Origin of the sequence: Acinetobacter sp. YH12106 (assembly GCF_013418995.1) — a bacterium.
GTDB lineage: Bacteria > Pseudomonadota > Gammaproteobacteria > Pseudomonadales > Moraxellaceae > Acinetobacter > Acinetobacter pseudolwoffii.
Window position 1 is genome coordinate 16805 of the sequence record NZ_VPAV01000020.1, and the last position, 21046, is coordinate 37850.

Below are 21046 nucleotides of genomic sequence, written 5' to 3' on the forward strand. Positions count from 1 at the left end.
GGCTTAGGCCACTTTTTTTATGTCTCAAATAGACAGAAAAATAGGAACAAAAAATAACATCTCGTTTCAGGATTCAACTTTTTTTGCTTTCTATTCTGTTTCAAGATAATTAAACATGATGTAAAAACAAAGACATGATAACAAGGAGCATACCTATGTGGACAATTATTGTTGCGATTGTCATTGGTTTTATCGCGGGTCTGATTGCACGTGCAATCCATCCAGGTAATGACAAGGCAGGCTTTATCATGACGACACTGTTAGGTATTGCCGGTTCCTTATTGGCTACATTTGCTGGTCGTATGCTCGGTCTTTATTCGGCAGATTCTGCGGCAGGTCTGATTGCTTCCGTGATCGGTGCGGTGATTATTCTGTTTATTTATAACATGCTGACCAAACGCCGTACGGTCTAAGCGGTTCTGGCTTAATCTGAGCAGTTCCAGTAAAAGCACCCAGTCGGGTGCTTTTTGCTCTTGTATATCTCTCGACTTTATAGTGAAAATTCCTTAAAAATCTGTTCGATCTGTTCTGCCGGATAGGCCCCCATGACTTTAAAACCATTCGAAAAAATAATTGCTGGTGTCCCATTCACACCCAAAGACTGGGCCAGTTTTTTATTGCGCTCAATCGGATTGGCACAACTTTTTTTCGATTTTGGCAGGCTACCTTGAGTGATCAGATCTTCCCAGGCCTGAGCAGGATTAGACGCGCAATACACCTGTTTTGAAGGCGCAACCGATTGTGGCTTTAAAGGCAGAATAAAAGTATAAATCGTCACATCCTTGAGTTTTTTCAACTCTACTTCAAGCTGTTTACAATACGGGCAATTTGGGTCAGAAAAGATCGCAATCTGACGTTTCCCCGTACCTCTTACACTTTTCACAGCATCTTGAAGCGGCAATTTTTTCCAGTCAACACTGTTCTGTTTTAGTATCAAATCACGGGTCAGATTATGCTGATCCTGAATCCGCAGCATCGACCCGGCAATCAGATGCTGGGCATCTTCATTCAGATAAACCACTTGACCCTGCATAAAACCACTGTAGATGCCCTTCATTTCCGTGGTCTGGATATTTTCGATTTTTAAATTGGGGCTATTCTTTGCCAGATTGGCTTTTACCATATCAATATTAGCGAATGCGAAGCTTGAAATGACTGTACTTAAAGCAATGATCAGTGTTTTTTTTAACATGAATGTTCTACATGAATCAGATAAAAATATGCTTCGATTCTAATGGGTCTGCTTTTAAATTACCCACGGATTTATGTTACTGTTTATTCCAAGTTTAATCAGTGAATTATGTTTCACGTGGAACAGAAGCGATAAAAGAAGCTTAAATAACGGACAAAAATAAATCTTGCATGAGATTACATTCTGGTTAAGATTTTATATCTTATAAAATAATATATTATTTTATTGAAATACATATAAACACATCTATTTGATTTAAAATCTTTTACTGATTCGCCCTTGACCATGTTTCTTGGCCCGCTCTACACTGCATATACTTTTCTTTTTCTTCGCTATGCCCTGACATGGATTGGCCAAGGATCAACACTATAACGGCATGTTCATGACAACAATAACCACTTGGCGACCCTTCTGGATGGTCAGCCTGGCTTTAATCATGGGAACGATTGGTACTGCTTTAGCGAGTCCACTCTATCCGATTTATCAACAACTCTGGAATTTATCCCCAAGCCAGATTACCTATATTTTTGTCGCCTATATGTTTGGCTGTCTGGGCACCTTATTGTTTCTGGGGCGCACCAGCAATAGCATTGGCTTTTTAAAAACTCTACAAATTGGCCTCGTGTTTATTAGTCTGGGTTTGATTATTTCGGTCTTTGCCAATAATGCCCTGATTTTATCTCTGGGCCGTTTCATTATCGGGATTGCCTCTGGTTTGATGACGACTTCTGCCATGCTTGGCATGATACAGACCATTCCGGAGAGTCATAAGCAGCTTGCGCCGCAATGGGTCTCTATTTTGACTGCGATTGGCTTTGGCCTGGGTCCGTTTATCGGGGGTGTCATTGCGCAGTTTTCTCAAGCCCCGCTGGTGACTCCCTATATTCCGATTATTGTTGGAGCAGTGCTTTGTTTTATCGGTTTATTCTGGTTAAAAGTGCCTGCTTTTGAGCGTCAGCCCTTTAGTATCGCCCCCAAATTACAACGTCCTGAGGCTCAATATCATGCTGTATTTATGATCATTGGGTTCACTGCATTTAGTGCCTTTGCTGCCTTTAGTTTATTTGCCTCACTTTCGCCTTCTTTTGTGCAAGATATTTTACCGTGGCATGGTCCTTTAGTAAGTGGTACCGCCATTACCTGTATCCTGCTGGTATCTGCAGTGGTGCAATATCTGGCCAAAGCGGTGGCTGCAAAAAAATGTCTGAATATCGGCTTGGTCATGATGCTGATTAGCCTGCTCAGCCTTGCATTGTGTATGTTGCTTAAGGCAAGTTTCTTATTCTTCGTGAGCGATCTCTTATTTGGTATTGGGCATGGTTTTGCCCTGATGGGGGCTTTTGGCGTGATTCATGCTATCACCACTTTGCAAAACCGGGCCGCGGTGATGTCGACCTACTTGTTTATTGGCTATTTGGGCACCATTGTGCCGATTCTTGCGGTGGGTTACTTGGCCGACCATTTTGGATTAAATTTCGCTGTGATCAGCTTCTGTGTGGCGATGAGTGCTTTATGTGTCGTGCTCTGGTTATGCCACCAGAAGCTCAGTGTAAAAGCTTAAAATAGCCCTCTGATGAGGGCTATTTATGCATAATTTTTTGCTTACTTTCCAATACAAAACGAACCGAAAATTTTTCCAAGCAGATCATCGGCACTAAAGTCACCAGTAATTTCCCCCAGTGCATTCTGGGCTAGACGTAAGGACTCCGCCACCAGTTCACCGGCGTTGTACACCACCAATTGTTCACGTGCTTCAGCCAAATACAGTTGAGTGCGTTTCATTGCGTCTAAATGACGGGTACGCGCAATAAAGGTATCTTCTTCAGGCTGGAAGCCTGCATGCGCTGTAATCGCCTCTATGAGCGCTTGCACACCAGTTTCCTGCTTGGCAGAGACTGCGATATGCCGAAAACCATTCAAATCAGCAATTGCAGCTTCAGCACCAGTCAGATCACACTTATTCCCAATCAGCATCAAGCGTTTTGCTTCAATATGTTCAGCAAAATATTCTTGGGCCAGTTGCAGCGGATCTTCACCTTGACTTAGGTCATAGACCAGCAGTAACAAATCGGCCTGTTCGATTTCCTTGATTGCGCGGCGAATCCCTTCTTTTTCGACAATATCCCCGGTCTCACGCAAGCCTGCGGTATCCGTCAGGGTAATTGGCAAGCCATTTAAGGTGATTTTTTCATGCAGCACATCACGCGTAGTACCCGCAATATCCGTCACAATCGCACGTTCAATCCCGGCCAGCGCATTCAGTAATGAAGATTTACCGGCATTCGGTTTACCGGCAATCACCACTTGCAAACCTTCACGCAGTAACTGACCTTGACGTGCTGATTGCTGAACTTGCGTGACCGCAGTCGCCACACCATCGAGCAGATTCAGAATCTTGCCATCAGCCAGAAAGTCAATTTCCTCTTCTGGAAAATCAATTGCGGCTTCCACGTGCAAACGTAAATGTACCAGCTGCTCAAGCACCGTATTGACTTTGGTCGAAAATGCACCTTGCAGAGAACGAACCGCAGAACGCGCAGCTGCTTGTGAGGTGGCATCAATCAGGTCAGCAATGGCTTCAGCCTGTACCAAGTCCATCTTGCCATTTTCAAAAGCACGCATAGAAAACTCACCGGCTTTGGCAGCAATCGCACCCAGTTCCAGCAAACGTGCAAGCAAGGCATTTTGAATCACCGGACCGCCATGACCTTGTAACTCCACTACATCCTCACCGGTAAAAGAATGCGGATTCGGGAAGTAAATGGCTAGGCCTTCATCCATAATTTCACCAGCGGTATCGTAAAACTTACGAAAGGCAGCATAGCGTGCACCGGCAAGGGGTTGTTTTGTGAGTGCTTCGGCAATTTCATAGGATTTTGGACCCGATAGGCGAATCACCCCAACGCCGCCACGTCCTGGTGGCGTTGCAATCGCAGCAATAGTCGTGGTTCGGTTGAGCATAAAATTCACCTAAAAAATCCAAAAGTTCAGCCAAAAAAAATCCGCCTAAGAGTATCATCTTAAGCGGATTTATTCAGCCCGTCATTACAACTTAGTTGACTGGCGTTGCTTCATCACGTTTGGCACGTTCTTTAGCAACAGACTTGTTAATCAAACCTTGTTGCAGGATGGTGATCAAGTTGTTCACAATCCAGTATAGAACCAAGCCCGCAGGGAAGAACAGCAAGAATACGGTAAAAATCACCGGCATAATCTTGAAGACTTTAGCTTGCATTGGATCAGTGGGTTGTGGATTTAAGGACTGTTGAATATACATCGTCAGACCCATTAACAATGGCAGGATAAACCATGGATCCATTGAGGATAAATCCTGAATCCAGAGCATCCATGGCGCATGACGCAGTTCAACCGACTCCATCAAGACCCAGTACAAAGCCAGGAAGATTGGCATTTGTAATAACAGCGGTAAACAGCCTGCAAGCGGATTGACCTGCTCACGTTTATACAGTGCCATCATTTCCTGAGAGAAGCGCATACGGTCTTCACCAAACTCTTCTTTCATACGCTGCATTTCTGGAGCAATCACACGCATTTTCGCCATCGAGCGGTAGCTCTTCGACGACAATGGCCACAGAATCAGTTTCACCAGAATGGTCAATAGAATAATTGCCCAGCCCCAGTTACCCACTAAACCATGGAAGAATTCCAGACCCACGAACAAGAGCTTCGCAATTGGCCATAACCAGCCATAATCGACTGTTTGGTTTAAACCTGTGGCCAAATCCTTCAATTCTGACTGGATTTTTGGACCTGAATAGAAGGTCGCATCAATCTCGGCCACAGTACCTGCAGGCACATTAAAGGTTGGAGAAGTAAAGCCAATAATGTTCATGTTATCGGTTGATTTACGTGATTCAAGCTTGGCGCTATACGCTTCACCATTACCCTGAGTCAACTTCAGATTACCAGGTACCCAAGCACTGACAAAGTAGTGCTGTACCATGGCAACCCAGCCACCTGTCGCTTCAGTACTGACTTTTTCTTCAACAAAGTTGTCAAATTTAAGCTTGTTGTACTGCTCGTCTGGCGTACCCCAGGCACCGCCCAGGAAAGTCCCTAGCGTGAAAATACCCTGGTCTGATTTACCCGGATCTTCTGAATTATCACGTTTGATCTGGCCAAACATCTGACCTTGCCAGGTCTGAGCACTGCGGTTCACCACTTTGTGGTTCACAACAACCGGATATTCACCTTCAGTGAAATTGAAGGTTTTGATAATCTCGACACCATCCGCGGTTTTAAATACCAACGGTACAGACAAGACTTTAAGGTTTTCACCCTCTTTAGATTTGGTTGCTTTCGCGTCTGCCAAGGTATAAGCGGTTTTTTCCAGCTCATACATCGGACGGCCGTTACGGCTGCTGTCCGGTCCATTCAGACCGATCAGACCAGACTGAGCGACATAAGTACGTTTCGCATCGCTTTCCAGCATCACGAACGGTTCATCGCTGTCTTTGTTCTTGTCATGATTGAGTAATTCAATACGAACAATATCACCACCCTTAGGATTGATCCAAAGATGATAAAGGTCAGTTTGTACTGAAATAAGCTGCTGACTTACAGGTGCTGTGGCATCCGTGGCTTGCTGTGCTGGCACATTTGCTTGTGGCAGATCAGAGGCAACTGTAGCCGTCTGACCATTTGGCAAATCTGCAGATACGTCATGCGAAACAACAGCAGTTTCCTGCTGCGGTTTTGTTTCAGCATTTCCATAATCTTTTTGCCACGCCAAAATGAGCAAATATGCGACAACAAACATGGCTCCGAGAATTGCAATCCTGGCCCATTGTTGCATATGTATTACCCCAAGTGGTGAGAGTGATTTTGGTTCAATAAACGATCACGAAAGGGTACAGCAACGTGAAGCGTTTGAGAATCTATTTGCTGAAATGAAATAAAACGAATCGCTTTTGAGGGAACAGGATCATATCCCGAGCCCCCCCACGGATGACAACGGCAAATACGCTTAGTAGCCAGCCACACTCCACGTCCAGCCCCATGTATCTGGACTGCTTCCAAGGAATATTGAGAACAAGTTGGAATATAACGACAGCGCGGCCCCAATAAAGGACTGATCGCAATCTGATAGAAACGTATCAACCAATGTAGTAAACGTACCATTGGCCTACTCTACTTTTGTGGGGAGGGGGCTATTTTTGTATGCTTTTTGGCAAGACGGTTCAGTTTTTGCCAAGCAAATTGTAATTGCTGATGCAATTCTGCATTAGGCACTGCTTCCACACCAATTTTTGGCATGATTACAATGTCTAAGTCATCTAATTGCTGTTGATGCAGGCGAAAACTTTCGCGAGCAAGTCGTTTTACTCTATTTCGTTCGTGTGCTCGGCGCACTTTCTTCTTAGCAACAACTAAACCCAAACGGCTATTTGGCAGTTCGGAATGTTTTGCAAGAAATAAGAAATGGGGCTGATGCACTTTAAAAAGCGCACCATCAAACACACCTTTATAATCGGCGGCACAGCGTAATCGCAACTCTGTACCAAAACTATAAAGTTTTGTCATAACACCCAAAATCGTCTTAGCGTAACTGATTAAACAGTTAAGCTATGACGACCTTTTGCACGACGGCGAGCTAATACTTGACGACCAGCTTTAGTAGCCATACGAGCACGGAAACCATGAACACGCTTACGCTTTAATTCAGATGGTTGGAATGTACGTTTCATATTGAAACTCCAAAAAATGATCTTTCTATGAAGGTCCGCGATTTTAGTGCTCATTGCTTGAGCTGTCAATGCAAAAGCACTTTTCTTTTCAAATAAGCTTAAAAAAGATTTTTATACGAGTTTTCAAAAAACTGTTGCTAAAATGACTAAATTATACTTAACCACAGATTAAATTATTGTTATACATAGATATATAACTTATAAACAACTCTATCAACAAAGTTATCCACAATCTATCTAGTGTTGAAAAGCAAGATTCTGTTTTTGAATTTAAATTCGTAATCTCTCGATTTATCCACAGAAAACTCAAAGCTTATAAATAAATTCAAATTTATAAATTTAAGTTTATTATTATTAGGGAGCACTTTTTCTATGGATAAGCCACTTTTTATTTAACTAAACATACATTTATGTTGTGGATAAAACTGTTTCTAATAATTTTATACTTTGTGGATAACTTTGTGCTATATTTTATCCACAGCTTGCGGATAAACTTATCCACACCGGGTTTTAAATTTAAATTTATGCACGATGATGGCTTTTTGCACAGTTTCTGTGGAAATGATCATGACAGATGTGGATAACTTGGTTAGAATGGCGACCCGCTTTTGGTCGCGGTCATCTTTTTGAATGAACAATGGAATGAATAGGGGATTCACATGCTTTGGACGGACTGCTTAAATCGCCTGCGACAAGAGCTCTCTGGAAATGTCTTTACAATGTGGATTCGCCCATTGGTTGCAGAAGAGCTGGAAGATAGCTTGCGTTTGTATGCACCTAATCCTTACTGGACGCGTTACATTCAAGAGCATCATCTGGAACTGATTACGATTCTGGCTGAACAGCTGTCCGAAGGACGGGTACGCAAGGTCGAAATTTTGGTCGATTCACGTCCTGGTGCGATTTTATCGGCCAGTGAACAGCCAGCGACCACCACCGCGGCGTTGACTTCAACCCCAATGCCGGTACAAAAACCGAAAAAAGAAAAAGAAGATACGGTTAAAAATAGCCGTAGACGTCAGCTCAATCCGTTATTTACTTTCTCGCTGTTTGTCGAAGGCCGTTCTAACCAGATGGCAGCAGAAACCTGTCGCAAGGTACTGACCCAACTCGGTGCTTCACAGCATAATCCCTTATTTTTATATGGGCCGACCGGTCTGGGTAAAACTCACTTGATGCAGGCCGTGGGCAATGCACTGTTGCAGGCCAAGCCGAATGCACGGGTGATGTACATGACCGCGGAAAGCTTTGTACAAGATTTTGTTAGTTCTTTGCAGCAAGGCAAAGTGGAAGAATTTAAGAAAAATTGCCGTTCTCTGGATTTGTTACTGGTCGATGACATCCATTTACTGGCCGGTAAAGAAGCCAGCCTGGTAGAATTTTTCTACACCTTTAACGCACTTTTAGATGAATCTAAGCAGATTATTCTGACCTCGGACCGCTATCCAAAAGAACTGACTGAACTGGATCCACGTTTAGTTTCACGGTTTTCCTGGGGCTTGTCGGTCGGGGTTGAACCACCGGATATTGAAACCCGGATTGAAATTTTATTAAGAAAAGCCGAAAGCAATCAGGTGGATTTACCGCGTAACTGTGCCCTGTTTATTGCGCAGCAGGTGGTGGCCAACGTGCGTGAACTGGAAGGTGCGCTAAATAAAGTGGTGGCGATTTCACGTTTTAAAGGCACACCGATTGATCTGGATGTGGTGCGTGAATCCTTAAAAGATGTGCTGGCGATTCGTGCCCGCACCATCAGTACTGAAAATATTCAGCGTGTGGTCAGTGAATATTTCCGTATTCCCTTAAAAGAGATTGTCGGACCGAAACGCACCCGAATTTATGCCCGTCCACGTCAGCTGGCGATGGGTCTGGCACGTGAACTGACCGGCGACAGTTTTCCAGAAATTGGCATGGCTTTTGGTGGTCGTGATCACAGTACCGTGATGCATGCCTGCGAGAAAGTGCAGAGCCTGCGTGAGGAAGATCCAATCTTTAACGAAGACTATAAAAACCTGCAACGTCTGTTGCAAAGTTGACCTAAATCGCTCAAATTCTATTCTTGCTATGCGGCTGCTTTTGCCGCATAGTAAACCGTTAAAAATTCACTTTTTCTATATTAATCTTCAGCTTTAGAGGAATGCACCGTGCGTTTAAAAATCGCGAAAGAAAGCTTACTGAATGTTCTCTCACATGTCGTAGGAGCGGTTGAACGTCGCCATACCTTAAATATTTTATCTAACCTGAAAATTCAGGTGACTGCCCAGGCATTAACGGTGACCGGTTCCGACCTTGAGGTTGAACTGGTGGCCAGTACCGCACTGGCTGAAGGTGCATGTTTGCAGGCCGGGGAAACCACAGTTCCGGCGCGTAAGCTGATTGATATCTGTAAGTCACTTCCTTCAGCGGCATTGGTGGATTTGCATATTACTGAAGATCAGCGCTGCATTCTCAAATCAGGTAACAGCCGTTTTGTGCTGGGTACCTTGCCTGCTGATGATTATCCATTACTGAATACTGAAAACACCCAAGGTACGCAAGTAACTGTTACCCAGCGTGAGCTGAAGCGTTTATTCGAGAAAACTGCCTTTGCGATGGCGGTGCAGGATGTGCGTTTTTACCTGACCGGTACTTTGCTGGAAATTGATGCCAATCAGCTGCGTGCTGTGACCACCGATGGCCACCGTCTGGCGCTTTGTGAAACTGCGGCTCAATCTACTGCGACCCAGCCGATTCAAGCGATTGTGCCACGTAAAGCCGTGGCGGAATTACAGCGTCTGCTCAGTGTTGAAGATGAGCAGTTATCTTTGCTGATTGGTCGTGAACTGCTGAATGTGACCATCAATATGCCAAGCCGTGACAAGGAACAGGCCGATATTACCGTGCGTTTCACCACCAAACTGATTGATGGTAAATTCCCGGATTATCGTCGTGTGATTCCACGTGGCGGTGACAAAATCGTGATGATTGCGCATGATGTGTTCAAGCAGTCTTTGCAGCGTGTCGCGATTTTAAGTAATGAAAAACTCCGTGGCGTGTTCCTGAATTTTAATGCCGATTCCCTGCAACTTCGCGCCAATAACCCGGAACAGGATGAGGCGATTGAAGACTTAGCCATTCAATATGCCGACTCACCGCTGGAGATGTCGTTTAATGCGCAGTACTTGATTGAGGTGCTGGGTGTGCTGGATGGTGATGATGTCTCCATGACCATGACTGAAGCCAATCAGTCTGTGTTAGTACAAGACCCGGCACATACCGATCAAACTTATGTCGTCATGCCGATGCGTGTTTAAGTCGCGGCTATTGATACTCGTATAAGACATGCATATTACGCGTTTACATATTGAGCGTGTACGGAATTTAAAGACGGTTGCTCTCCACGGATTGCAGCCGTTTAATGTTTTTTATGGCCAAAATGGTTCAGGCAAAACCTCGATTTTAGAAGCGATTCATTTACTTGCTGCCGGTCGTTCTTTCCGTACCCATATCCCGAAAAATTATATTCAGCATGGCGCACAGGACGCGATTGTGTTTGCACAGTCCGCGACCGAAAAAATCGGCATGCAAAAAATGGCCAGCGGGGAACAGCTGATTAAGGTCAATGGTGATCTGGTGGCAACGCAGGGCCAACTCGCCAAGCTATTGCCTTTGCAGCTGATTGACCCACAAAGTACCGATATTATTGATCATGGTGCCAAGCCACGACGTCAACTTTTAGACTGGTTAATGTTCCACGTGGAACCTGAGTTTTATCATGCCTGGCAATATTATTCGCGTGCCTTGAAGCAGCGCAATAGTTTGCTCAAAAGCAAACGTTTCTTGAGTCTGTCCGATCTGGAGCCTTGGAACCAGATGCTGAGTGAGTATGGTGAACTTCTGCATTCGCAACGTGCGGGTATCGTGGAACAGTGGAAGTCCTTTTTTGAAGATGATCTAAAGCAGCTATTGCCTGATCTGCAGATCAGTCTGGAATACAGTCCGGGGTTTCATAGTGAAACCGGCCTGCTGAATGATCTGACCAATCAGCATGCAAAAGATCTGGAAAGACGTTATACAGAATACGGTCCACATCGCGCAGATTTGCGTCTGAAAACCCCTCTGGGGGATGCTGATGTGATCCTGTCACGCGGGCAAAAAAAGCTGCTGATGATGGCGTTAAAACTGTCGCAAATCGCAATGCTGCATTCTTGTAATAAGGAAACTGTGGTATTATTAGATGATGTGACAGCAGAATTAGATTTAACCGCACAACAACGTTTAATTGAGCGATTGAGCCAACTTGGTAGTCAAGTTTTTATTACCACCTTAGACCATGAATCAGTACAAAAGCACTTACATGATTTGTCTATCTCATATCAGTTATTCAATGTTGAAAACGGTACAGTTCAGGTTGTTGTGCAATAGTATTTTTTTAGTTTTACCCATCTTGGGATAGACCTATTTTTCACTAGGGAGAAACCATGAGTTCAGAAGATCAAGCTGCTTCTCAAACAGAACAAACCATTGAAAAGGCTTATGATTCCTCTAGCATCAAGGTATTACGTGGTTTAGACGCAGTACGTAAGCGTCCGGGCATGTACATTGGTGACACAGACGATGGTACAGGCTTGCACCACATGGTGTTCGAAGTAGTCGATAACTCGATTGATGAAGCCTTGGCAGGCCACTGTGATGAAATTATAGTGACTATTCATGAAGATGAATCGGTTTCAGTTTCTGACAACGGTCGTGGTATTCCAACCGATATTCACCCTGAAGAAGGCGTGTCTGCGGCAGAGGTGATTTTGACCATTCTGCATGCCGGCGGTAAGTTTGATGACAACAGTTACAAGGTCTCAGGCGGTCTGCATGGCGTAGGTGTGTCTGTGGTCAACGCACTCTCTGAAAAACTACTGTTGAACATCAGTCGTGCAGGTAAAACTTATGAACAGGAATACCGTCATGGTGATCCTGTTTATAAATTACGTGAAACAGGGATAACCGAAACGTCAGGTACCACTGTACGTTTTTACCCAAGTGCTGAAACTTTTAGCCAAACCATATTCAATGTCGATATTCTGGCGCGTCGTTTGCGTGAACTATCGTTTCTGAACGCAGGTGTACGCATTGTACTTCGCGATGAGCGCGTCAACCTTGAAAATATCTATGACTATGAAGGTGGTTTATCTGAGTTCGTTAAATACATTAACGAAGGCAAAACGCATCTGAACGATATTTTCCATTTCACTACTGCACAGCTCGATACCGGCATTACGGTAGAAGTGGCATTACAGTGGAATGATTCTTATCAGGAAAACGTACGCTGCTTTACCAATAACATCCCGCAAAAGGATGGTGGTACACATTTGGCCGGTTTCCGTGCTGCACTGACCCGTGGTTTAAATAACTATATGGACAGCGAAAATATCCTGAAAAAGGAAAAAGTTGCAGTCTCGGGGGATGATGCCCGTGAAGGTTTAACCGCGATCGTCTCGGTGAAAGTGCCTGATCCAAAATTCTCTTCGCAGACCAAAGAAAAACTGGTGTCGAGTGAAGTAAAAACTGCGGTTGAGCAGGCCATGAACAAGGCATTTTCTGAATATCTTTTAGAAAATCCACAAGCAGCGAAATCGATTGCCGGCAAAATTATTGATGCCGCGCGTGCCCGTGATGCAGCGCGTAAAGCCCGTGAAATGACCCGTCGTAAGAGCGCGCTGGATATTGCCGGTCTTCCAGGTAAGCTGGCCGATTGTCAGGAAAAAGATCCAGCCTTGTCTGAATTGTATCTGGTCGAGGGTGATTCTGCAGGTGGTTCAGCTAAGCAAGGCCGTAACCGTAAAATGCAGGCGATTTTACCGCTGAAAGGTAAGATTCTGAACGTAGAGCGTGCGCGTTTCGACCGGATGATTTCCTCTGCGGAAGTCGGCACACTGATTACTGCACTTGGCTGTGGTATTGGTCGTGAAGAATATAACCCGGACAAATTGCGTTACCATAAAATCATTATCATGACCGATGCTGACGTCGATGGTTCGCACATTCGTACGCTGCTGTTGACTTTCTTCTTCCGTCAAATGCCGGAACTGGTCGAGCGTGGTCATATCTATATCGCCCAGCCACCACTCTACAAGCTGAAAAAAGGCAAGCAGGAACAGTACATCAAAGATAACGATGCACTGGAAACTTACCTGATTTCCAATGCCATTGACGAGCTAGAACTGCATATCAGTGCTGAAGCACCTGCGATTCGTGGTGAAGCACTGGCAAGGGTGATTGCCGATTATCAAACCTCACAGAAGAGCTTGGCGCGTTTAACCCAGCGTTATCCGGCGAGCTTGCTCGATGCTTTGCTGTCGCTGGACGCCTTTAAACTCGATCAGCTTGAAGATAAAAGTTATGTCGAAACTTGGGGTGAAAACCTGCGTGCAGCGATTGAAGCCATTCAGCCGACGCTACGTCCAGAATTAACGCTGGAATCTTTCGAGAAAGAACTGGCAGATGGCCAGAAAACTCAAAGCTGGTTACCAAGAATCACCATCTATGTGCATAACCTGCCACATAGTTATCTATTAGACTCTGTGCTTTTAGGTTCAAGTGAATATGCACGTTTATTAAAGAATTCGAAGAGCTGGTTCAGCCTGCTTGAAGAAGGTGCTTATTTGCAAAAAGGTGATCGTAAGATTAACGTGAACAATTTTCATCAGGTTTGGCAGCATATTCTGTCTGACTCGCGTCGCGGCATGATGATCCAGCGTTATAAAGGTCTGGGTGAGATGAATGCGGAACAGTTGTGGGAAACCACCATGGATCCGGATAATCGTAACATGCTGCAAGTGACAGTCACCGATGCGATTGAAGCAGACCGCATGTTCTCTTGTCTGATGGGCGATGATGTGGAACCACGTCGTGCCTTCATTGAAGAAAATGCCTTGAATGCAGACATTGATACCTGATTAAGATGATTTTAAAAAGCGCCTTTCGAGGCGCTTTTTTGATGCAAAATTTATGCGAATATCATCTGAATTGTTTTGGAGGAATTCCAACCTAGAGCGTGCTTTTCTGCCAAATGATCAGCTGATTTTAGCTGCAAAAAAAGTCGAATTAAGCGGTGGCTAATCGACCTAAAAAATTATCCATAAGTAAGCAATATAAAGACAAGTATGAGATCTGGATGAATGCAATTTATCATGGTGGGGAAGTAATTGTGCCACTATAAATATGAAGATTTTAGCAGGGTTTAAAGGATAACTATCGATACTAGGATCAATTGTACATGTGCTAAAAAATAGCGTGTAGAAGCCATTGAAGCCAAAGTTGGTGTATGAAAAATACCCGTAGCGAAGGCCGAATTGAAGAGTGGAGAGCAATAGAGCTGGAAAATAATAAATACAAAATGATAAAGCTGGTTTTTTTAAATTCTATTATTTGAATGGCTTATTAAAATATCCTGCCGTATCTCAAATAATATGTGAATAGGATTATTTTAAGGTCTGCTCTAAATATGATCAAATATGTGGATAACTACAAAGTTATCCCTAATTAATTATGTGAATAAGATTGTATTTATCCACAAACCAACTCCCTCTCTAGTTAATTTCTGGTTTTAAATTTAAAAATATTTGGCTTGTGGGTAAGTGCTTTTGAATTTAAAATGGCGTTTTGAATTTAAAGTGCTATTTAGAGTTACATTTCCTCTGTTATATAACCCTGCAAAATCAATAGCTACTCGTCAGCATGCTTGAGCAGCTATTTTTATCGAAAACTACAAATACTTTTAAAATTAATTACTTATATATCTATTGTAGTTTTATTTAATAATGAGCGTGAAACATATTTTGATTGAAAAATAGAGGGTGTAGTTAAACTACATAATTAATTTAACAATCAAGTGAATTTTCATTTTTTAATTTAAAATCATCGTGTTATTACTTTCCTTTCTTAACTCTTTAGATTTGTATCTGCTGGTTAAGGTCTAAATTTCATTGTGACAATCATGCTATGCATGATGTTTAGAAAAAACAGAAAAGGACATCAAAGTTTTGTGAATTGAAAATAGAAAAAATACAATTCATCAAATGCTGTAAAAAAAGCGCCTGACGGCGCTTTTTGCTATCCAAGCTATTTAGGGTGTCAGGATAATCTTGCGGCAGTCTTCTTCACGTTTATCGAAAATGCGATAACCTTCAGCAGCATCTTCCAGTTTCATGCGATGGGTAATAATCAGGTCTGGCGAAAGATCACCATTTTCAATATGTTCCAGTAATTGTGGCAGGAACTTATGCACATGGGTTTGTCCCATTTTAAAGGTCAGACCTTTATCGAAGGCATCACCAAACAGGAAACCGTGAATTGGACCGGCATAAACCCCCGGCACACTGACCACACCGCCACGGCGCACCGCCGCAATACATTGTCTTAGCGCAGAACCACTCGAACCTTCCAGTTTTAGATTGGTCATTACCGTTTCCAGCATACTCCCTTTGGCCTCAAAACCCACCGCATCAATCACCGCATCGACACCACGATAACCTGCCGTATTTTGAATGATGAATTCGGCTGCATCCACGTCATCAAAATTGACCGGAATCGCCCCATAAGTTTGATGAGCAAAACGCAAGCGATAAGGATGGTGATCGACCATAAAGATCTGTTCGGCACCAAGCATGCGTGCGCAGGCCGCAGCCAGCAGACCGACCGGCCCAGCTCCATAAATGGCGACACTGGAACCTCGGCCAATCTGGGCATTGGTCACAGCTTGCCAGGCTGTGGGTAAAATATCGGTCAGAAACAATACTTTTTCATCAGGCAGGGAACCGGGAACCTTAAACGGTCCGACATTGCCTTTGGGAATCCGCACATATTCGGCCTGACCGCCTGGTACACCGCCATACAGATGGCTATAACCAAACAGGGCGGCACCTGGTGGAATCTGTTTTTTATTGATAATCGCACCACGTCCGCTATTGGTATTTTCACAGGCAGCCATCAGCTCGTGTTCACAGAAAAAACAGTGGCCACATGCAATCACAAAGGGAATAATCACCCGATCGCCTTTTTTTACTGAAGTGACTTCAGGACCGACTTCTTCGACCACCCCCATAAATTCATGACCGAAAATATCACCCTGTTCGGTTGCGGGAATTTTCCCACGATAAAGATGCAGGTCTGAGCCACAGATAGCAGTAGCAGTTACTCTGAGAATGACATCATCTGCTTCCTGAATGACTGGATCAGGAACAGATTCAACTCGTACATCGCGAGTACCGTGATAAGTAAGAGCACGCATGCGGATTTCCTCTCTCTAGTTCAACATTAAACAGACTCGAATCAAGGCTGCCAAAAATTAAAAAACACTTGTATTAGAGCCTTAGGATGCAAGCTGACGCTGTAAATTAATGTATGAAAAAAGCCACTCCACTGTTTAAAAAATAAACTTATATGGCACTTGCGTAATTCACGACAAAATGTGTCGAGTTTTGAAGAAGAGATGCAGCACTCAAGAATAGCGAGGAACTACACGAAGATGAAAAGCAGGAGGAAAATATTAAAAATGGGTGGTTTTAATAAAAAAAAAGAGATGAATAACGCTTGTTACTCATCTCTCAGATAATGGGGGGTATTGAAATAGCGTTAGAAGGACTGCTCCAGACTTTCCAGTTCCATCATCAGTTCCAGCATCTGTTCCTCGGCTGTTTCCAGTTTGGCTTTCAGCTCGGTTTGCTCATTCATCAGTTTGAGCAAATCATTTTTACGTGAGGCTTCATATAAAGCACTGTCACCCAGTAAAGTTTCAATTTCAGCCAGACGCGGCGTAACCTTTGCAATCTGTGCTTCGCATTTTTCGATATTTTTACGAATCGGGCGGCTCAGTTCCCGCTGGCGTGCCGCTTCCTTACGCTGTGCTTCTTTGTCCAGTTTGGAAATGGTTGCTTTGACTTCGACCTGAGATTTCACCGGCTCGGCTGGCTTCTGCCCGTTTTTGATCATCTCAATGCGGGCTTGGCGTAACCAGTCGGCATAAGCGGTCAGATCACCGTCAAATTCACGGCATTGACCATTATGTACCAGCAGCAATTCATCACAGACACTGGCAATCAGCTGGCGTTCATGCGACACCAGCACCACAGCACCTTCAAAATCCTGCAAGGCCATGGTTAATGCATGACGCATATCCAAGTCTAAATGGTTGGTCGGTTCATCCAGAATCAACACGTTTGGACGCTGCCAGACAATCAATGCCAAAGCCAGACGGGCACGTTCACCGCCCGAGAAACTTTCACTCGGCGTATCCATGCGTTCGCCGCTAAAACCAAAACTGCCCAGGAAAGAACGTAAGCTGGCTTCACTGATTTTTTTATCGGCAATACGGGCCAGCTGTAACATCGGGCTGGCATTGCCATCCAGTGCATCCATTTGGTGTTGGGCAAAGTAGCCAATATTGAGCAGTTCCGAGTCTTTGCGCAGACCCTGAAGCAATTTTAAATCACCGACCAGCGATTTAATTAGGGTAGATTTACCGGCACCATTCATCCCGAGCAAACCAATCCGGCTGCTTGGCGTGATCTGTAAATTGACATTGGTGACAATCAGCTTGTCACCATAACCAATATCGGCATGTTCCAGTTGCAATAAAGGCGAACTCATTTTGGTCGGTTCACGGAAACTGAAGGTAAATGGTGTATCAACATGGGCAGCAGACAGTTCCTGCATACGCTCCAGCTGTTTGATCCGGCTCTGTGCCTGCTTGGCTTTGGTGGCTTGCGCTTTAAAACGGTCAATATATTTTTGCAGATGTGCGCGGGTTTCCAGCTGCTTTTCATAAGCCTGTTGCTGCTGCGCCAGACGTTCACTGCGGGTACGCTCGAAGGTCGAGTAGTTACCGGTATATAAAATCAGTTCCTGATTTTCAATATGTAAAATATGGTCGGTAATCGCATCGAGAAAATCCCGGTCATGCGAAATCAGCACCAGCGTACCTTCATAGGCTTTCAGCCAGTCTTCGAGCCAGAGAATGGCATCCAGGTCTAAATGGTTGGTCGGTTCATCAAGAAGGAGTAAATCGGAACGGCTCATCAGGGTACGCGCCAGATTCAGGCGCATGCGCCAGCCACCAGAAAAACTTGAAACATCCAGTTGGGATTGATGTTCAAAAAAGCCCAGACCGGCCATCAGTTGCGAAGCTTTGGCCGGCGCAGAATAACCTGAAATTTCATCAAAACGGCCATATAAATGCGCCAGTTCTGCATCATCCAGTTGATCTGGCTGCTCCAGTTTCTGTTGAATATCCCAGTATTCTTCATCGCCGGACAAGACGAAATCAATGGCTTTCATATTCAGCGCTTTGATTTCCTGCGCCATATGCGCCACGGTCCATACCGCAGGACGGGTCAACGAACCGGTGTCTGACTCCATGCCACCAAGCAAAGCTGAAAACAGGGTCGATTTCCCGGCACCATTGACACCGGTTAGGCCAATTTTCCATCCTGGGTGTAACTGCATCGACGCTTTTTGAAATAAAACACGTCCACCGCGACGTATAGATAACTGGTCTAACTGAATCATTGAGAAATCAAAGCTAAGAAATAAGATGCGCCTATTCTAAAGGAAAGCCTTGTGAAAATGAAAAATCTTGCGACTTTTACTGAAATGAGCCAGCTTTTAAATATTGTGAATTTATATATTATGGACGAATAAGTTGAGTATAAGCTCTATTTTCAGCATTAACAGTTGTTTATAGTAGAAGCTGATCAAGCAAAAAATACGATAGAGTAAAATAAAAATGAAAAAGGGATTTTTAGTTTTATCTGCACTGGGTCTACTGGCATCGACTTCAAGTCATGCCAAAGTAAATGTCTGTGTTTTTGATTTGCTGGGCAAGTCTGGCGAATCTTTTAAATTAATGGAGGAATGGGCTTTAGCTGCAAAAGCCTGGAATACTGATGTTCAATTGACTGCCTATCAGGACGAAGCCAAAGTGGATCAGGATGCCAAGGCCGGCAAATGCGATGGCTTCTATATGACCTCTATGCGGGCCCGCGCCTATAACAAATTCGCCGGCTCGATTGATGCGATTGGTGGTGTGCCAAATAATGACATTGCCATGAAAGCCATCAGTTATGTACTGGACAAACGCAACAGCAAGCGCCTGATCACCCAGATTGGCAAAGAAAAATTTGAAGTGGCTGGGATCGGGCAGATTGGCCCGGCTTATATTTTTGTCCGTGATCGCGAGCTGAATAAACTGGAACAGGTAAAAGGCAAGAAATTTGCCGTGCTGCATTATGACTATGCCCAGAAAATTATGGTCAACCGGATTGAAGCCGTGCCGGTAATGTCGGAAATTTCCAATTTTATCCGTAAGTTTAATCAGGGCGAAGTTGATATTGTGGCTGCACCGGCTTATGCCTTTAAACCGCTTGAATTAGAAAAAGGTCTGGGCAATAAAGGCGCCATGATTAATTTTCCAGTGATCAATGTCACCGCCGACCTGATCATCCGGCAGGATAAATTTCCTGACTCTTTCGCAGTACAATCCAGAGACTGGTTTGTGAAACAGTTGCCGCGCAGTTTTGCCATGGTGAAACGTATGGAAGCGGAAATTCCCAATAAATATAAGTTGAACTTAAGCCGTGAAGATCGCATTGCCTATCAGAAGATTCTGCGCGAAGGCCGCATCGATTTAACCCGGCAGGGGATTTATGATCCCGGCATGATGACGGTATTGAAGCGTGCCCGCTGTACCATCGAAAGAACCAATTTTGAGTGTTCAATTAGTGGCGAATAAAATTCAAATGATGTATATCTTTGTAACTCTCACGGATTAAATGTAATGATACGAAACTTCTATTAAATATTAAGAAATTGATATTTAAAAATATTTTATAAAATAATATTTAGAACATACGCTTATTTATCTTTATAGGCCAAAACACGGGTTTTAAATGGAGTAAATGCTCTATTTTTTTTAATTAAACTTGCTTAATATTTGTTCCGTGTAAGGACACTCAGCGAATAACAAGATTCCAAAGGATAATACAATGAAAAAAGCACTCTTATCATTGGCTGCACTTTCTACATTTGGTTTTGCCAATGCGGTGCATGCAGAAAAAGTCGATATCTGCGTGTTTGACTTACTGGGTAAATCGGGTGAGTCTTTCCAGATGGCGCAAGAATGGGCACTGGCTGCAAAAGGCTGGGGCGCAGAAATCAATCTGATTGCCCGCCAGGATGAAGCTGTTGCCGACAATGATTTTAAAGCCGGAAAATGTGATGGCGTATTTATGACTGCCATGCGCGCCCGTCAATACAATAAATTTGCCGGTTCTATCGATGCACTGGGCGGTGCACCGAGCAATGCAATTGCACAGCGTGCCATTAGTTTTGCGCTGGACAAACGCAATGCCAGCAAAATGGTGACTAATCTGGGTGGTAAAAAATACGAAATTGCCGGGATTGCACCACTTGGTTCGGCGTTCATTTTTGTCCGTGACAAAAATATTAACTCGATCGAAAAAGCCGCAGGTAAAAAATTTGCGGTATTGGGCTATGACGATGCCCAGAAAATTATGGTGCAGCGTGTGGGCGCGCAGGCCGTGATTTCCGATGTATCCAATTTTGTGGCCAAATTTAACAATGGTCAGGTGGATATGGTGGGGGCACCAGCCTATGCTTATAAACCGCTAGAGATTTATAAAGGCCTTAGCAATAACGGCGCGATGTTTAATTTCCCGGTGCTGCATGTGACGTCTGATTTTGTCATTCGCTCGGAAAAATTCCCGGCAGGTTTTGGGCAAAAATCGCGTGACTGGTTTATCAAAAACCTGCCAAAAAGTATGGCCATGATCGGCCGTCTGGAAGCCGGAATTCCGTCGAAATATAAAATGAATCTGAGCGCTGAAGATAGAACCAAGTACCAGAAAATGTTACGTGATGGCCGTATGGACATGACCAAACGCGGAATCTATGATGCTGGCATGATGTCAGTGTTAAAACGCGCGCGCTGTTCTGTCGAGAAAGCCAATTTTGAGTGTTCACTTTCGGGTGAGTAATTTGATTTTTAAAGAAAAAGCTTAGCTGAGTCTAAGCTTTTTTTGTAGTTGAACTGAGGCAGATCAGCCATTGTACAGCTGATTAAATAGCTTAAGCTTGATCTAAAGATTGATCTCTT

16 protein-coding genes are annotated in these 21046 nt (G+C 44.0%); 8 read left to right on the plus strand and 8 right to left on the minus strand.

The window, feature by feature from the left end; all coding sequences use genetic code 11:
* The first annotated feature begins 155 nt into the window (after positions 1-155).
* On the plus strand, positions 156-413 hold the full coding sequence (locus tag FTU45_RS12290; protein ID WP_005173486.1) for a GlsB/YeaQ/YmgE family stress response membrane protein: 258 nt from the start codon (positions 156-158) through the stop codon (positions 411-413).
* A gap of 77 nt (positions 414-490) precedes the next feature.
* Here the strand turns inward: FTU45_RS12290 and FTU45_RS12295 are convergent, their stop codons facing one another.
* A complete protein-coding gene (locus tag FTU45_RS12295) occupies positions 491-1192 on the minus strand; it encodes a DsbC family protein (RefSeq protein ID WP_180076460.1) in 702 nt (233 codons plus the stop codon).
* Positions 1193-1607: 415 nt separating this feature from the next.
* Between FTU45_RS12295 and FTU45_RS12300 the strand changes: the two genes are divergently transcribed.
* Positions 1608-2753 carry an MFS transporter gene (locus tag FTU45_RS12300; RefSeq protein ID WP_180076465.1) on the plus strand — a complete coding sequence of 382 codons (1146 nt, stop codon included), beginning with the start codon at positions 1608-1610 and terminating at the stop codon, positions 2751-2753.
* A 41-nt stretch (positions 2754-2794) separates the two neighbouring features.
* On the opposite strand, the gene mnmE is transcribed toward FTU45_RS12300, so the two are convergent.
* From mnmE to rpmH, 5 genes are all read right to left on the minus strand, one after another.
* Positions 2795-4153, minus strand: coding sequence for a tRNA uridine-5-carboxymethylaminomethyl(34) synthesis GTPase MnmE (gene mnmE, locus FTU45_RS12305; protein WP_100358098.1), 1359 nt, complete (start codon positions 4151-4153; stop codon positions 2795-2797).
* A 91-nt stretch (positions 4154-4244) separates the two neighbouring features.
* Positions 4245-6008 carry a membrane protein insertase YidC gene (gene yidC / locus FTU45_RS12310; RefSeq protein ID WP_180076461.1) on the minus strand — a complete coding sequence of 588 codons (1764 nt, stop codon included), beginning with the start codon at positions 6006-6008 and terminating at the stop codon, positions 4245-4247.
* A 5-nt stretch (positions 6009-6013) separates the two neighbouring features.
* A complete protein-coding gene (yidD, locus tag FTU45_RS12315) occupies positions 6014-6334 on the minus strand; it encodes a membrane protein insertion efficiency factor YidD (protein ID WP_005173498.1) in 321 nt (106 codons plus the stop codon).
* 9 nt (positions 6335-6343) lie between these two features.
* Positions 6344-6736, minus strand: a complete 393-nt coding sequence (gene rnpA / locus FTU45_RS12320; RefSeq protein WP_100355778.1) for a ribonuclease P protein component — start codon at positions 6734-6736, stop codon at positions 6344-6346.
* 29 nt (positions 6737-6765) lie between these two features.
* Positions 6766-6900 carry a 50S ribosomal protein L34 gene (gene rpmH, locus FTU45_RS12325; protein ID WP_000831329.1) on the minus strand — a complete coding sequence of 45 codons (135 nt, stop codon included), beginning with the start codon at positions 6898-6900 and terminating at the stop codon, positions 6766-6768.
* A 659-nt stretch (positions 6901-7559) separates the two neighbouring features.
* Between rpmH and dnaA the strand changes: the two genes are divergently transcribed.
* From dnaA to gyrB, 4 genes are all read left to right on the plus strand, one after another.
* Complete coding sequence (gene dnaA / locus FTU45_RS12330; protein ID WP_074383792.1) at positions 7560-8936, plus strand: chromosomal replication initiator protein DnaA; 1377 nt, start codon at positions 7560-7562, stop codon at positions 8934-8936.
* A gap of 108 nt (positions 8937-9044) precedes the next feature.
* Entirely contained in the window at positions 9045-10193 is a 1149-nt protein-coding gene (gene dnaN, locus FTU45_RS12335) for a DNA polymerase III subunit beta (protein ID WP_005173508.1), read from the plus strand.
* Between the two features lie 28 nt (positions 10194-10221).
* The gene (gene recF / locus FTU45_RS12340; RefSeq protein ID WP_180076462.1) at positions 10222-11304 is read left to right on the plus strand and encodes a DNA replication/repair protein RecF; all 1083 of its coding nucleotides are present in this window, start codon (positions 10222-10224) and stop codon (positions 11302-11304) included.
* Between the two features lie 56 nt (positions 11305-11360).
* Positions 11361-13832: a DNA topoisomerase (ATP-hydrolyzing) subunit B gene (gyrB, locus tag FTU45_RS12345; RefSeq protein WP_005173515.1), complete on the plus strand. Its 2472-nt coding sequence runs from the start codon at positions 11361-11363 to the stop codon at positions 13830-13832.
* Between the two features lie 1169 nt (positions 13833-15001).
* On the opposite strand, the gene FTU45_RS12350 is transcribed toward gyrB, so the two are convergent.
* Together FTU45_RS12350 and FTU45_RS12355 are read right to left on the minus strand one after the other, a co-directional pair.
* Complete coding sequence (locus FTU45_RS12350) at positions 15002-16165, minus strand: zinc-dependent alcohol dehydrogenase (RefSeq protein ID WP_005173519.1); 1164 nt, start codon at positions 16163-16165, stop codon at positions 15002-15004.
* Between the two features lie 344 nt (positions 16166-16509).
* Positions 16510-18441: an ATP-binding cassette domain-containing protein gene (locus FTU45_RS12355; protein ID WP_074383787.1), complete on the minus strand. Its 1932-nt coding sequence runs from the start codon at positions 18439-18441 to the stop codon at positions 16510-16512.
* A 217-nt stretch (positions 18442-18658) separates the two neighbouring features.
* On the opposite strand from FTU45_RS12355, the gene FTU45_RS12360 reads away from it, so the two are divergent.
* Positions 18659-19663 carry a putative solute-binding protein gene (locus FTU45_RS12360; protein ID WP_180041301.1) on the plus strand — a complete coding sequence of 335 codons (1005 nt, stop codon included), beginning with the start codon at positions 18659-18661 and terminating at the stop codon, positions 19661-19663.
* A gap of 253 nt (positions 19664-19916) precedes the next feature.
* Positions 19917-20927, plus strand: coding sequence for a putative solute-binding protein (locus FTU45_RS12365; RefSeq protein WP_180076463.1), 1011 nt, complete (start codon positions 19917-19919; stop codon positions 20925-20927).
* Positions 20928-21046 lie beyond the last annotated feature (119 nt).